This window comes from Segeticoccus rhizosphaerae (genome assembly GCF_005222685.1).
Classification (GTDB): Bacteria; Actinomycetota; Actinomycetes; order Actinomycetales; family Dermatophilaceae; genus Segeticoccus; species Segeticoccus rhizosphaerae.
The window spans coordinates 31,259-44,545 of sequence record NZ_SWMA01000033.1; the positions used below are offsets into that span (position 1 = coordinate 31,259).

The 13,287-nt window shown below is 70.9% G+C and carries 11 protein-coding genes and 1 tRNA gene; 8 read left to right on the forward strand and 4 right to left on the reverse strand.

The window, feature by feature from the left end; genetic code table 11:
* Positions 1 to 19 precede the first annotated feature (19 nt).
* The 3 genes from FCN22_RS17385 to FCN22_RS17395 form a co-directional block, all read right to left on the reverse strand.
* Positions 20 to 841 carry a citryl-CoA lyase gene (locus tag FCN22_RS17385; RefSeq protein ID WP_137122832.1) on the reverse strand — a complete coding sequence of 274 codons (822 nt, stop codon included), beginning with the start codon at positions 839 to 841 and terminating at the stop codon, positions 20 to 22.
* A complete protein-coding gene (locus FCN22_RS17390) occupies positions 838 to 2,043 on the reverse strand; it encodes a CaiB/BaiF CoA transferase family protein (protein WP_137122833.1) in 1,206 nt (401 codons plus the stop codon). Before FCN22_RS17390 ends, FCN22_RS17385 begins: the two co-directional genes overlap by 4 nt.
* Positions 2,044 to 2,157: 114 nt before the next feature.
* Positions 2,158 to 2,976, reverse strand: coding sequence for an IclR family transcriptional regulator domain-containing protein (locus FCN22_RS17395; protein ID WP_137122834.1), 819 nt, complete (start codon positions 2,974 to 2,976; stop codon positions 2,158 to 2,160).
* Between the two features lie 164 nt (positions 2,977 to 3,140).
* Here FCN22_RS17395 and FCN22_RS17400 point away from each other — a divergent pair, with 164 nt between their 5' ends.
* Positions 3,141 to 4,613, forward strand: coding sequence for an amidohydrolase family protein (locus FCN22_RS17400; RefSeq protein ID WP_137122835.1), 1,473 nt, complete (start codon positions 3,141 to 3,143; stop codon positions 4,611 to 4,613).
* A gap of 34 nt (positions 4,614 to 4,647) precedes the next feature.
* Positions 4,648 to 6,243 carry an FAD-dependent monooxygenase gene (locus tag FCN22_RS17405; RefSeq protein ID WP_137122836.1) on the forward strand — a complete coding sequence of 532 codons (1,596 nt, stop codon included), beginning with the start codon at positions 4,648 to 4,650 and terminating at the stop codon, positions 6,241 to 6,243.
* 297 nt (positions 6,244 to 6,540) lie between these two features.
* Here FCN22_RS17405 and FCN22_RS17410 read toward each other — a convergent pair.
* Positions 6,541 to 6,626 (reverse strand) — tRNA-Leu (locus FCN22_RS17410).
* Positions 6,627 to 6,824: 198 nt separating this feature from the next.
* Here FCN22_RS17410 and FCN22_RS17415 point away from each other — a divergent pair.
* The 6 genes from FCN22_RS17415 to FCN22_RS17440 all read left to right on the forward strand — a co-directional run.
* On the forward strand, positions 6,825 to 7,706 hold the full coding sequence (locus FCN22_RS17415; RefSeq protein WP_137122837.1) for an FHA domain-containing protein: 882 nt from the start codon (positions 6,825 to 6,827) through the stop codon (positions 7,704 to 7,706).
* 49 nt (positions 7,707 to 7,755) lie between these two features.
* On the forward strand, positions 7,756 to 8,232 hold the full coding sequence (locus FCN22_RS17420; RefSeq protein WP_137122838.1) for an FHA domain-containing protein FhaB/FipA: 477 nt from the start codon (positions 7,756 to 7,758) through the stop codon (positions 8,230 to 8,232).
* Positions 8,233 to 8,238: 6 nt separating this feature from the next.
* Entirely contained in the window at positions 8,239 to 9,513 is a 1,275-nt protein-coding gene (locus FCN22_RS17425; protein WP_137122839.1) for a PP2C family protein-serine/threonine phosphatase, read from the forward strand.
* On the forward strand, positions 9,510 to 10,895 hold the full coding sequence (locus FCN22_RS17430; protein WP_137122840.1) for an FtsW/RodA/SpoVE family cell cycle protein: 1,386 nt from the start codon (positions 9,510 to 9,512) through the stop codon (positions 10,893 to 10,895). The genes FCN22_RS17425 and FCN22_RS17430 overlap by 4 nt, the downstream gene beginning before the upstream one ends.
* The gene (locus tag FCN22_RS17435; RefSeq protein WP_137122841.1) at positions 10,892 to 12,349 is read left to right on the forward strand and encodes a peptidoglycan D,D-transpeptidase FtsI family protein; all 1,458 of its coding nucleotides are present in this window, start codon (positions 10,892 to 10,894) and stop codon (positions 12,347 to 12,349) included. The genes FCN22_RS17430 and FCN22_RS17435 overlap by 4 nt, the downstream gene beginning before the upstream one ends.
* On the forward strand, positions 12,346 to 13,287 hold a 942-nt coding region (locus FCN22_RS17440), incomplete at its 3' end, for a protein kinase domain-containing protein (RefSeq protein ID WP_137122842.1). The genes FCN22_RS17435 and FCN22_RS17440, both read left to right, overlap by 4 nt.

The window sequence follows — 13,287 nt, forward strand, 5'->3', positions numbered from 1 at the left end:
ACCTCCTCGTCCGATCGTGTCACCGGACGCTGTCGTCCGGTGCCTGGTATCGCGCGTGGCGGTCGACGGACAGGTAGACGTCCATGCCGATTCCGTCGCGCTGTTCCTCGGCGAGCTGGCCGAGCAGGCCTGCGGTGCGGGCGAGCAGGGCAACCCCTCGCAGCATCCCGAGCGGGATGTCGATGTCGGCGAGCGCGGCCCCGCACACACCGGCGCCGTTGAGCGGCAGGTGCCGCCCGAGGATCGGTTCGTGGACCCGGCCGATCGCCTCGAAGAGGCGCAGGTGCGGACCGTGGGTGTCGGACTCGTCGGCGAGCTGGATCAGCCGTGGGGTCCGCGGGTCCTCCACCTTGTGGACCGGGTGGCCGAGCCCGGGCACGTAGCGCCCCTGCTCGCGTGTCTCGCGCACGGCGACCTCGCCCAGCGCGTCCCATCCGGCGGCGTCCTCGAGCGACTCAGGGACCAGATCCGTATGCCGCGACAGGGCTTTTGCAAGAAACTGGCCACAGTCCTCGGTCACTCCGAGGAAGCGGGATCCGCCGCCCAGCAGGCCGGCGGCGACGGCGCCCTGCAGCGAGTCGGGAGCCGACAGCAGCGTGAGCCGTGCCGCGATCGCGGTCGGGGTGAACCCGTGGTCGGCGAGCGCGACCAGCACGGCCTCGAAGACCCGGACCTGGCCGGGCGTCGGCTGACGCTGGGTGAGCAGTCGGTACGCGAGCTCACCGAAGCCGACCGTGCCCATGAGGTCTCTCGCGAGGTCCTGGCCGAGCAGCGAGATCGTGGTGGGGGTCGAGACGCCGAGTGACGTCGGGTACTCGGGCAGTTGGGGTGTTGCGGTCATCGGGTGCCTCCGTCGTGGTGCTCGTCGCCGCCGGTCCCGGTCAGCCACGCGCGGATCTCGGCACCGTGTTCGTCGAGCTCCGGGGGTGGCAGCAGGTAGCGGGCGGGGGTCTCCGAGAAGCGCAGTGGGTTGCGGATCGACGGCACGGCCCCCTCACCGTCACCCACGAGCACGACGGGGTCGAGGCCGATGCCCTGCGCGAACTCGACGCCCTCGGCGACCGTGTTGATCGGGCCGCACGCGACTCCGGCCGCGGTGAGGTCGCGGAACCACTCGGCGCGCGTTCGGGTGGCGAGCCGTTCGACGAGCAGCGGACGCAGCTCCTCACGCCGCGCGGTGCGGTCCTGGTTGTGCGCGAACCGGGGGTCGTCGGCGAGCTCGGGGACGCCCAGCGCGGTGCACAACTTCACGAACTGGCCGTCGTTGCCTGCCGTGACGATCAGCTCGCCGTCCGCGGTCGGGAGCGGCTCGTAGGGGAACAGGCTGGGGTGCGCGTTGCCCATGCGGGTGGGGACGACGCCCCCCGCGGCCCAGGCGCTGGTCTGGTTGACCATGCCCGACAGGGCGGTCGAGAGCAGGTTCACCTCGATGTGCTGGCCGGTGCCGGAGACGTGGCGGTGCTCGAGCGCGGCGAGCACACCGATGGTGGCTTGCATCCCGGACATCACGTCGAAGACCGAGATGCCGGCCCGGTAGGGCGAGCCGTCCGCGTCACCGGTGAGGCTCATCAGGCCGGAGATGGCCTGGACGATCAGGTCGTAGCCGGGCAGCGCCGCACCGCCGGTGGAGCCGAAGCCGCTGATCGAGGCGTAGACGACACCAGGGTTGTCCGCCGCCACGCTTTCGTAGTCGAGTCCGAACTTGCGCAGTCCGCCGGGCTTGAAGTTCTCCAGCACGACGTCGGCGCGGGCCGCGAGCTCCCGGGCCGCGGCGAGATCGTCGGCGTCGGTGAAGTCGAGGGCGATGGACCGCTTGTTGCGGTTGATCGCCAGGTAGTAGGTCGACCGGTCGCCGCGCACCGGTGGCACCCATGTCCGGGTGTCGTCCCCGCCCGGGCTCTCCACCTTGACGACGTCCGCCCCGAGGTCGCCCAGCAACATGCTCGCGTAGGGGCCGGCCAGGATCCGGGAGAAGTCGGCGACGAGCAACCCGGCGAGCGGCCCGTCCGGCGCCGCCCCGGTCTCGTTCGCCTGCGCCGCCACCTGTTCGCCTCCACGTCGTCCGCATCGCGGACGACTGTCCGCACTTGTCGAGTTTCGTCCGACGTCGCGTCGGTGTCAAGGGAGCGGAGTGGTGCGGGATGGGCACACCGAAGGTCAGGCCGGGTGCCGTTCCGTGGGGCTGACGCGCAGCGGCAGTTCGTCGCGGAGGGCGAAGTCGGCGCTGATCTCGCTCGCCGTGCGCAGCAGCGCCGGAAGGTGCTGGCCGAGCAGGGTGTCCATCGAGGTCTCGGCGGCGTGAACCGTCACGTTCATTGCCGCGACCACCCGGCCGCTGCCGCCCCGCAGTGGCACCGCGACCGAGCGGATGCCGCGGGCGAGCTGCTCGTCGGTGGCCGCCCACCCCTTGGCCCGGACGTCGCGCAGCAGGGCATCCAGCTCCTCGCGGGTCGGGGCGATCCGGGGTTCGATGCCCGATCGGCCGGGCTCGGCCAGGACGCGCCCGAGCTCGGCCGGGTCCAGGTCCGCCAAGAGCACCTTGCCCAATGAGGTTGACACAGCGGGGAATCGAGTCCCGATGTGCACGGCGAGGGTGATGAGTTTGGGCACCGGCGTGCGTGCGACATACACGATGTCCGAGCCGTCGAGCTGGGCGATCGAGCTCGACTCGTGGGTCTCTGCGACGAGGCTCTCCATGTGTGGTCGGGCGACGTCCCAGAGCCCGACGGACTGGACGTAGCTCAGGCCGAGCTCGAGGACCCTCGGGGTGAGCGAGAAGCGCCCGTCCGCCGCGCGCACGTAGCCGAGGGCCTGCAAGGTGCCGAGGATCCGCCGTGCGGTCGGCCGGGCCAGGCCGGTGGTGGCGGCGACGTCGCTGAGGGCCATCGCGGGGCGCTCCGGCCGGAAGGCCTTGATGACGTCGAAGCCCCGCGCGATCGACTCGATGAAGTCCGGATTGGCGTCACGGCCTGCCATGCGGCACCTCCTGCGCGGGGTGAGTCGGGAACGGAACCGCGGTCGACCCTACTGTCCGCGCGACCTCTTGACAGACTGGAGCGCCCGTCGGATCCTGTCTCCATCGGAGAGTGACCGTCATACGGACAATCGTCCGCCATTCTCCGCAGAATGGGAAGGCAGCCATGACAGCGCCTGGCCACACGGCATTCGAGAACGGTCGTCCGGTGGTGCTGCGGGGTGGCACCGTCCTCACGATGGATGCGACCCGGACGGTCCTGCCCCAGGCTGACGTCCTCGTGGTGGGCAACACCATCGCGGAAGTCGGCCCGGCGCTGGCGGTGCCCGACGGGACGGTCGAGATCGACGCGACCGGCGGCATCGTCATGCCGGGCATGATCGACACGCACCGCCACATGTGGCAGACGGCCATGCGCGGCTACGGCGCCGACTGGACGCTCACGCAGTACTTCGTCTGGTACTACCTCGAGCACGGCAAGACGTTCCGTCCCGAGGACGTGCACGCGGGCAACCTGCTCTCCGCCGTGGAGGCGCTCGACGCGGGAGTGACCACGACGGTCGACTGGTCGCACGGACTGCAGACGATCGACCACGCCGATGCGGCGGTGGACGCGCTGGAGGCCGTGCCCGGGCGGTTCGTGCTGGCCTACGGCAACATCCAGGCCGGCCCGTGGGAGTGGGCGACGGCCCCGGAGTTCAAGCGGTTCTACGAGCGGCGCTTCCACGGCTCCGACCTGCTCGGCTTCCAGATGGCCTTCGACGTGACCGGCGACCCGGAGTTCCCCGAGCGGGCCGCGTTCGAGGTCGCGCGCGGGTTGGACGTGCCGGTGACCACGCACGCCGGTGTCTGGGGCGCCACCAATGACGACGGCATCCGGCTGATGCACGAGCACGGCTTCATGGCTCCGAGCACGATCTACGTCCACGCGGCCACGCTCAACCACGACTCGTACAACCGGATCGCGGCCACCGGCGGGCACGTCTCGCTCGCGTCGGAGAGCGAGGAGACCTGCGGCCAGGGCTACCCGCCCAGCTGGGCCCTGCGGGCACACGACATCAACGTCTCGCTGTCGATGGACACGAGCGTGTGGATGAGCGGCGACCTGTTCTCGGCGATGCGCGCCACCCTCGGCGCCGATCGAGCACGGGAGCACCTCGAGGCGCACCAGTCCGGGGAGACCATCACCCAGTTGCACCTGCGCTCGGACCAGGTCGTCGAGTGGGCGACCCGCGGTGGCGCCGAGGCGCTCGGGATGGGCGACCGGCTGGGCTCGATCGAGGCCGGCCGGCTCGCCGACGTCGTGCTGCTCAAGAACGACGCGTCACCCGCAATGTTCCCGATCCTCAACCCCTTCGGCCACGTGGCCTACCAGGCGCAGCGCGGAGACGTGCACACCGTGATCGTCGACGGACGGGTCGTCAAGCACGACCACCAACTGCTCGGGATCGATCTGTCCGCCGTGCGCCGCGAGGTCGACGCGACCGTCGAGCACCTGCGCTCCGAGCTCGGCGAAGAGGCTTGGCAGCACGGGATGAACCCCGACATCCCCGAGACCAAGATCCTCGACAACCCGTACACCTACACCGATTTCGCCAGTTCGGCGACGCACGACTCCGCGGCCGGCAAGACCGAGTGAGCCGCGCGGCGTCGCCCGTCGCCCGGAGGTCACCATGTCCACACGTCATACCCCTGTGCTCATCGTCGGGGGGAGCCTCGTCGGGCTGTCCCTGTCCGCGCTGCTCGCGCAACACGAGGTGCCGCACCTGCTCGTGGAGAGCCACGCCGGCACCGCGATCCATCCCCGCGCGGCGTCGTTCCACCAGCGGACGATGGAAGTGTTTCGGGGGCTCGGCATCCAGGAAGCCGTGGAGGCCGCGGCCGCCAGGGAGTTCGTGCAAAACGGTGCGATCGTCGCGGTGGAGAGCCTCGGTGGCAAGCAGCTCGCGACGTTCTTCGCCAACTTCAACGCCGGGGTCGAGGACCTCAGCCCGACGGCACGGCTGTTCATCACCCAGGTGGGACTGGAGCCGGTGCTGCGCGACCGGGCCGTCGAGCTCGGCGCCGAGCACCTCTTCCACACCGAGCTCGTCTCGCTGACGCCGCACGCCGACCACGTCGCCGCCGCGCTCCGGCCCCGTGACGGGGGTGAGCCGTTCGAGGTCACTGCCGACTACGTCGTGGCGGCTGACGGTGCGCACAGCGGGATCCGCGAGCAGCTCGGCCTCCCGATGACCGGCCACGGCGACTTTGCCGACTGCGTGACGATCTACTTCCGCGCCGACCTGCGCGAGCTGATCGGCGACCGCAACCTCAGCGTCGTCTACGTGAACCATCCCGATCTGCTGGGCTTCTTCCGCTTCTCGCTGGATGCGCAGTCGGGGTTCCTCGCCGTCTTCGCGACGTTCGACGCCGACGGGGCGCGCGACAGCAACCCCTCGCACGACCTGCAGACCGACCGGTGTCTTGAGCTCGTGCGCACGGCACTCGGCGGCGGCGACGACCTGCCCGTCGAGGTGGAGAGCGTGCAGTACTGGTCGGCGGGCGCGGCCACGGCGCAGTCGCTCCGGAGCGGACGGGTGCTGCTCGCCGGCGACGCGGGACACGTCATGCCGCCGACGGGCGGTTTCGGGGGCAACACGGGGGTCGCCGACGCCCACAACCTCGCCTGGAAGCTCGCCCTCGTGCATCGCGGGATCGCCGGTCCAGAGCTGCTCGACACCTATGACGCGGAACGTCGTCCGATCGCCGAGCTGACCGTCGAACAGGCATACACGCGCTACGTGTTGCGGGTCGACCCCTCGTTGCCGCAGGACGACCTGCAGCCCCAGCTCGACGACCCGTCCATCGAGCTCGGCGGGCTGCACCGGTCGAGCGCCGTGTCGGGTGACGACGTCGTGGAGCCACCGCTCCAGGACCCGCGCGAGGCGCGCTGGAGCGTGGGTGCGCGAGCACCACACCACTGGGTCGACGAGGCAAGGACGGTGTCCACCCTCGACCTGACTGCGGGTGGCTTCGCGCTGCTGCTGCCGGAGGGCTTCGAGACCAGCCGCGTGGCGGCCGAGTCCTTCGCCGCACAGATCGGCCTGCCGGTCACGGTCCACCCGCTCGCTGCGGACTCCGCGATCGGCGCTCCCGGAGCCGTGCTGATCCGGCCCGACGGGGTGGTCGCTTGGACCTCCAGCTCCCCGTCGGCCGCCGCCGACGAGATCGCGCACACCTTCGAGCGACTGCTCTGCCGGTCCGAGACCGAGGCCGTGCCGGTCTAGCCCGCGGCGGAACGCACGTCACGCTGGCACTGGCCGCGCCAAGAGTCGCGACACGCCGGTTTTCGGCGCGCTCGAGCGAGTAGTGCCAGCGCGACTTGCGAAATTCCACCCCGTGCGGTGCCTTCCGCCGGGCGACTGGTCAAGCCGCGCTGGCAAAGGGGAGCTCAAGGCCCTGTATGCCGGGTCGCCGGCGATGTTTGCCAGCGCGGCTTGACGCGCGGGGGAGCCGTCGCAAATCCGCCTGTTCCATACCAATGAGAGAAGGACCCCCGAAAAGCGTGGGGGTCCTTCTCTCATTGGTGCGCGAGGGGGGATTTGAACCCCCACGCCCTCTCGGACACTGGCACCTGAAGCCAGCGCGTCTGCCATTCCGCCACTCGCGCGCGCTCCCATAGTGTGCTGCACGACCCCCTCGGAGCACAAACCGGGGTCGCGCCTCGACCGTCGGTCCAGCCCCGCCCGTTACCATCGAGCGACGAGCAGCGCCGCCGCCAACCCGGGCGCGGGAACCACCACGCCTCGCGGGGCGTCAGGCAAGCGTCAAACAGAGCGACCGGCCAAGACCAAGGAGGGAGGCCGACATGGGTGTGTTCGATCGCGTCGAACAGCGGATCGAGCGAGCGGTCAACGGGGTCTTCGCGCGAGCCTTCAAGTCCGAGGTGCAGCCGGTCGAGATCGCCTCCGCGGTGCGGCGGGCCATGGACGACCGCGCCGCCGTCCTCGGCCGGGGCCGCACCATCGTGCCCAACCTGTTCACTGTCGAGCTGTCCGAGACCGACTACGAGCACCTCACCGCCTACGCCGACGAGCTGACCGACGAGCTGGTGGCCTCCGCCCAGGAGCACGCCGAGACCCAGCGCTACACCCCTGGTGGCCCCGTGCACGTCCACTTCGAGTGCAACGAGGAGCTGGAGACGGGGGTCTTCCAGCTGCGCCCGTCCACGGCCCGCGCCGCCCGGCGCCAGCAGCACGCCCCGCGCCCGCAGCACCAGCCGCACGAGCCGCAGCAGCCGGACCACTCGGCATACGGGCCACCCGCAGGCCGTATGCCGGAGCCCGAGCCGGGCGCGCCCGTCGCCCCGCCCCCGGCGCAGCATCCCGCGGCCGCTCCCCAGCAGGCCCCGCCGACCCCGCCCCGCCCGCAACGCCAGCGCCCGAGCGCCGCGCACCGGCCGTGGCTGGACATCGACGGTCAGCGCTACCCACTGCTCAGCGCCATCACCGTGCTCGGCCGCGACGACTCCGCCGACGTGGTGCTCGACGACCCCGGCATCTCCCGCCAGCACAGCGAGATCCGGGTGACCAGCGACGGCCCGCACCTGCTGACCAGCATCCGCGACCTCGACTCGACCAACGGCACCTTCGTCAACGGCGAGCGCGTCCGCTCCCAGCGCTTGTCCGACGGCGACCGGGTCACCGTCGGCCGCACCGCCCTCACGTTCCGCCTCGGTGGCCGCCGATGAGGAGGGCCCCCTGCCACCCGGCCTCAGATACTTCTCCGGGGGCCCCGGCATGAGTGAGCTCACCGTCACGGTCATCCGCCTCGGCCTGCTCGCCCTGCTGTGGGCGTTCGTGTTCAGCGTGGTGGGGGTGCTCCGCGGCGACCTCTACGGCACCCGCGTGGTCTCCCGCAGCACCAAACAGTCCCGGGCCCAGGAGACGCCTCGTCCCGCGAAGCCGCCCCGCGCCATCCGTCGCGGACCGACCAACATCACCGTGATCGAGGGATCGCTGCGGGGCACCACGCTGCCGCTGACGGACGCGGGCCTGTTGATCGGGCGCAACCCCGAGTGCACCCTTGTCCTCGGTGACGACTTCGCCTCGGGCCGGCACGTGCGCATCTACCGGCGCGACGACGGCTGGTATGCCGACGACCTCGGCTCCACCAACGGCACCTGGCTCGGCAACCAGCGCATCGGGGAGGGCGCCCGCCTCGACGTGGGCTCGCGCCTGCGGATCGGGCGGACCGTCATCGAGCTGCGGAAGTAGCCCGGGATGCCTATCGCGCTGCGCTACGCGGCTCGCTCAGACCTCGGCCTCGGCAGCAAGAGCCGCAACGAGGACTCCGGTTACGCCGGGCCCGACCTGCTGATCCTCGCGGACGGCATGGGCGGGCACGCGGCCGGAGACGTCGCCAGCTCCCTCGTGGTCGGCGAGCTGGTCCACCTCGACGGCGAGAACCACGGCGCCGACGACGTCCTCGAGCAGCTTGGCAAGGCGGTCCGCCGTGCGAACCGGCGGTTACGCGACGCGATGGAGGACTCGCCCGAGCTCGACGGGATGGGCACCACGCTGATCGCGATGCTGCGCAGCGGCAACAAGCTGGCGCTGGCCAACATCGGCGACTCCCGGGCCTACCTGTTGCGCGACGGTGTCTTCACCCAGATCACCCGCGACCACTCCTTCGTGCAGAGCCTGCTCGACGAGGGCCGGATCACACCGGACGAGGCCCTGCACCACCCTCAGCGCTCGCTGGTCACCCGGGTGATGACCGGCCGCGCGGACGACGACCCGGACCTGTCGCTGCGCGAGGCCCGCCCCGGTGACCGCTACCTGCTGTGCTCCGACGGTCTGTCCGACTTCGTCTCCAGCGAGATCATCGAGGAGATCTTCGGGGGCGACGGCACCCCGGGCGAGATCGCCGACCGGCTGATCCAGGTGGCGCTGCGCGCGAGCGCGCGCGACAACGTCACCTGCGTGGTCGCAGAGGTGGTCCCGAGCAGCCAGAGCGGCACCCCCACCACGGCCGAGGTGGTCGGGGCGGCCGCCGAGCGGCGCGCCACCACGGTCGTGCCGACCAAGGAGCCGACGCCGGCCGAGAAGGCCCGCGCCCTGTCCCGTCAGGCCAACGCGCCCGACGTGGAGGAGGAGGACGACTTCCCGCCGACCCTCGCCGAGGAGGGCCCGCACTCGGGCCTGGCGCGGTGGGTCCGCTGGATCGCCGCCCTGGTGCTCGCGGTCGTCGTCATCGGCGGCGGCGCCTTCGCGGCATACGGGTGGTCCCAGCAGCAGTACTACGTCGGCGAGCACGACGGCCGGGTGACGATCTACCGCGGAGTGTCCCAGGACCTCGGCCCGGTCTCGCTGTCGTCAGTGGACACGGAGACCGACGTCTTCGTCGCCGACCTGCCCGACTACTACCGCGACCAGGTGGCCGACACGCTCAGCGCCGCCAGCCACGACGACGCCGTCAAGATCGTCGCGCAGCTGCGCGGTGAGTCCGAGCCGTGCCGGGTCTTCGCAGCGACGGGAGGCAGCTGCCACCCATGAGCACAGTGACCTCCATCCCGCCCCGGACCCGGCGCAACGTCGAGCTCGCCCTGCTGCTGCTGGCGATCTGCATCGTGCTGGTCGCCTACGTCAACGTCGGGCTCGCCACCAGCGGCGGCTCGCTGCCGCCGGACCTGCTCACCTACGGCGTGGGTCTGCTGGTCATCACCGGCGCCTTCCACCTCGTGCTGCGATGGCGTGCCTCGTATGCCGATCCGCTCCTCCTGCCGATCGTCACCCTGCTCAACGGCCTCGGCCTGGTGATGATCCACCGGCTGGACATTGCGCACTCGCGCGACATCTCGGAGGGCCTGGCGACCCGGCAGCTGATGTGGAGTGCGCTGTCGGTCATCCTGGCGGCCCTGGTGATCGTGTTCCTGCGTGACCACCGACACCTCGCGCGCTACACGTTCTCCATGATGGCCGCCGGCCTCGTGCTCCTGCTGCTGCCGCTGCTGCCCCTCATCGGCAGTCAGGTCAACGGCTCCAACATCTGGATCCAGATCGGGCCGCTGTCCTTCCAGCCCGGCGAGGTCGCCAAGATCCTGCTCACCATCTTCTTCGCCGGCTACCTCGTGCAGACCCGGGACGCGCTCGCGCTGGTGGGCCGCAGGGTGCTCGGTCTCCCGCTGCCGCGGGCCCGCGACCTCGGCCCGATCCTGATCGCGTGGCTGGCCAGCCTCGGCGTGCTGGTCTTCGAGCGCGACCTCGGGTCGTCGCTGCTGTTCTTCGGCCTGTTCGTCTCGATGCTGTATGTCGCGACCGAGCGCCGCTCCTGGATCGCCATCGGCCTGATCCTCTTCGGCGGCGGCGCCTACCTCGCCTACCTCATGTTCGGCCACGTGCAGGAGCGGGTGCTGCTGTGGCTGCATCCCTTTTCCGACGCCGCGCTCAAGGTCTCCGACCAGCTCGTGCTCGGGCTCGAGGGCATGGGCGCCGGCGGGCTGTTCGGCAGCGGACTCGGCCGCGGGCACCCCGACCTGACCTACTTCGCCGAGAGCGACTTCATCTTCCCGAGCTTCGCCGAGGAGCTCGGTCTGATCGGCGCGATGGCCCTGCTGCTGCTCTACGCCCTGCTGGTCGAGCGCGGCCTGCGGACCGCGATCGGCGCCCGCGACGGCTTCGGCAAGCTGCTCGCGACCGGTCTGTCGTTCTCCGTGGCCCTGCAGTGCTTCGTCGTGGTCGGGGGCGTCACCCGCGTCATCCCGCTCACCGGCCTGACCATGCCGTTCCTGTCCCAAGGAGGGTCTTCCCTGCTCGCCAACTGGACCATCGTCGCCCTGCTGCTGCGCATCAGTGACCAGGCACGTCGTCCCGCGCCGCAGGCCGCCGACCCGGGCGGCCTCGGCCGAGACGACACCCGGGTGGTGAAGACCCGGTGAACGCCCCGATCCGCCGACTGGCCTTCGTCGTGGCCGCGATGTTCTGTGTCCTGCTGCTGTCCACGACCTGGATCCAGTTCGTCCAGGCCAAGGACCTTGCCGACCGGCCCGGCAACCGGCGCACCCTGCTCGCCAGCTATAGCAAGGAGCGCGGCGCCATCCTCGTCGACGGCAAGCCGGTCGCGCAGTCCCTGCCCACCAAGGACCAGCTCAAATGGATCCGGGCCTACCCGCAGGGCAAGGAGTACTCCCACGTGACCGGCTACTACTCCTTCACCTACGGCGCCGGCGGCGGACTGGAGTCGGCAGAGAACGAGCTGCTGTCCGGCCAGTCCGACAAGCTGTTCTACCGACGCATCGTCGACGTGATCACCGGCAAGCCGCCGCAGGGGGCGACGCTCGAGCTCACCATCGACGCCAAGGTGCAGCAGGCCGCCGAGGAAGCCCTGGGCGACCAGCGCGGCGCGGTCGTGGCGCTCGACCCCACCACGGGGGCCATCCTCGCCATGGTCAGCAAGCCGCAGTACGACCCCAACGCCCTGGCCAGCCACAACCTCACCAAGGTGTCCGAGGCGTGGAAGTCGCTGAACGCCGACAAGGGCCGGCCGATGATCAACCGGGCCATCGCGGGCGACCTCTACCCGCCGGGGTCGACGTTCAAGCTCGTCACCGCGGCGGCGGCCCTCAGCTCCGGCAAGTACTCGCCCAGCTCGGTGGTCCCGGGCCCCCGCGAGCTGGACCTGCCCGACACCTCGGCGACGCTGCCCAACTTCGGCCACGAGATCTGCGGGCCGAACGGCAGGACGACGCTGCGGCACGCGCTCGAGATGTCCTGCAACTCCTCCTTCGGCTGGCTCGGTCTCCAGCTGGGTCCCGACGCCCTGCGCAGCCAGGCCGACAAGTTCGGGTTCGGCCAGACGCTGCACGTGCCGATGCGGGTGACGCCGAGCGTGGTCCCCGACGAGCTCAACAAGCCGCAGACGGCCCAGGCGGCGGTCGGCCAGTACGACGTGCGCGTCACCCCCCTGCAGGTCGCCATGGTGACCGCCGGGATCGCCAACGGCGGCACGGTGATGTCGCCCTACCTGGTCAAGGACGTGCGCAGCAGCGACCTGGACGTCATCGACACCGCCCACCCCCAGCAACTCTCCGAAGCGGTGCGGCCGGGCGTGGCCGACCAGCTCACCTCGATGATGGAGGATGTCGTGAACAGCGGCACCGGTCGAAACGCGCAGATCCCGGGCGTGCAGGTGGCAGGCAAGACCGGCACCGCCGAACATGGGGAGGGGCTGGCGGCGCACGTCTGGTTCACCGGGTTCGCCCCGGCGAAGAACCCGAAGATCGCCGTTGCCGTCGTCGTGGAGGACGGTGGGACGCTGCGCAGCGAGGCCACCGGCAGCACAGTGAGCGCACCGATAGCCAAGAAGGTCATGGAAGCAGGGTTGGGACGATGAACGGGGCACCCCGCCTGCTCGGCGGGCGTTACGAGATCGGCGAGCTGATAGGGCGCGGCGGTATGGCGGAGGTGCACCTCGGCCACGACACGCGCCTCGGTCGCAGTGTCGCCGTCAAGGTGCTGCGCGCCGACCTGGCACGCGACACGTCCTTCCTCGCCCGCTTCCGACGCGAGGCGCAGTCGGCGGCCGGGCTCAACCATCCCGCCATCGTCGCGGTCTACGACTCGGGCGAGGAACACACGACCGAGTCCGGCGGCGCCGGCGTCGCGATCCCCTACATCGTCATGGAGTACGTCGAGGGCCGCACCCTGCGCGAGGTGCTCGACGAGTCGGGACCGTTCGCGCCGGACGAGGCGGCACGGGTGACCTCGGGCGTCCTGGAGGCGCTGGAGTACAGCCACGAGAAGGGCATCGTCCACCGCGACATCAAGCCGGCCAACGTCATGCTGACGCCGACCGGCGCCGTCAAGGTGATGGACTTCGGGATCGCCCGCGCCCTCGCCGACACCGCGGCCACGATGACCCAGACCCAGGCGGTCATCGGGACGGCCCGCTACCTCTCGCCGGAGCAGGCGCAGGGAGCCACGGTCGACGCCCGCTCCGATCTCTACTCGACGGGCTGCCTGTTCTTCGAGCTGCTCACCGGGCGCACTCCCTTCATCGGCGAGCCGGTCTCGCTGGTCTACCAGCACATCGGCGAGATGCCGCAGCCCCCGTCCACCTACGAGTCGAGCGTTCCTCCGGCGCTGGACGCCGTAGCGCTGCACGCGCTCGCCAAGGACCGAGAGGAGCGCTACCAGCACGCGGCCGACTTCCGCGCCGACCTGGCCGCTGCCCGCGCCGGCCGCGTGGTGAGCTCGGCGGCCCGCGCAGCGGCCAGCAGGCTGGCGGCTGCCACCCCGACGAACAACGACGGTGCGTCACCAGCGGCCGTG

Coding starts and splice junctions, on each gene's coding strand:
- FCN22_RS17405 (WP_137122836.1), top strand. CDS start 4,648: ATGTCCACACGTCATACCCCTGTGCTCATCGTCGGGGGGAGCCTCGTC.
- FCN22_RS17385 (WP_137122832.1), bottom strand. CDS start 841: ATGACCGCAACACCCCAACTGCCCGAGTACCCGACGTCACTCGGCGTC.
- FCN22_RS17425 (WP_137122839.1), top strand. CDS start 8,239: ATGCCTATCGCGCTGCGCTACGCGGCTCGCTCAGACCTCGGCCTCGGC.
- FCN22_RS17395 (WP_137122834.1), bottom strand. CDS start 2,976: ATGGCAGGCCGTGACGCCAATCCGGACTTCATCGAGTCGATCGCGCGG.
- FCN22_RS17400 (WP_137122835.1), top strand. CDS start 3,141: ATGACAGCGCCTGGCCACACGGCATTCGAGAACGGTCGTCCGGTGGTG.
- FCN22_RS17420 (WP_137122838.1), top strand. CDS start 7,756: ATGAGTGAGCTCACCGTCACGGTCATCCGCCTCGGCCTGCTCGCCCTG.
- FCN22_RS17415 (WP_137122837.1), top strand. CDS start 6,825: ATGGGTGTGTTCGATCGCGTCGAACAGCGGATCGAGCGAGCGGTCAAC.
- FCN22_RS17430 (WP_137122840.1), top strand. CDS start 9,510: ATGAGCACAGTGACCTCCATCCCGCCCCGGACCCGGCGCAACGTCGAG.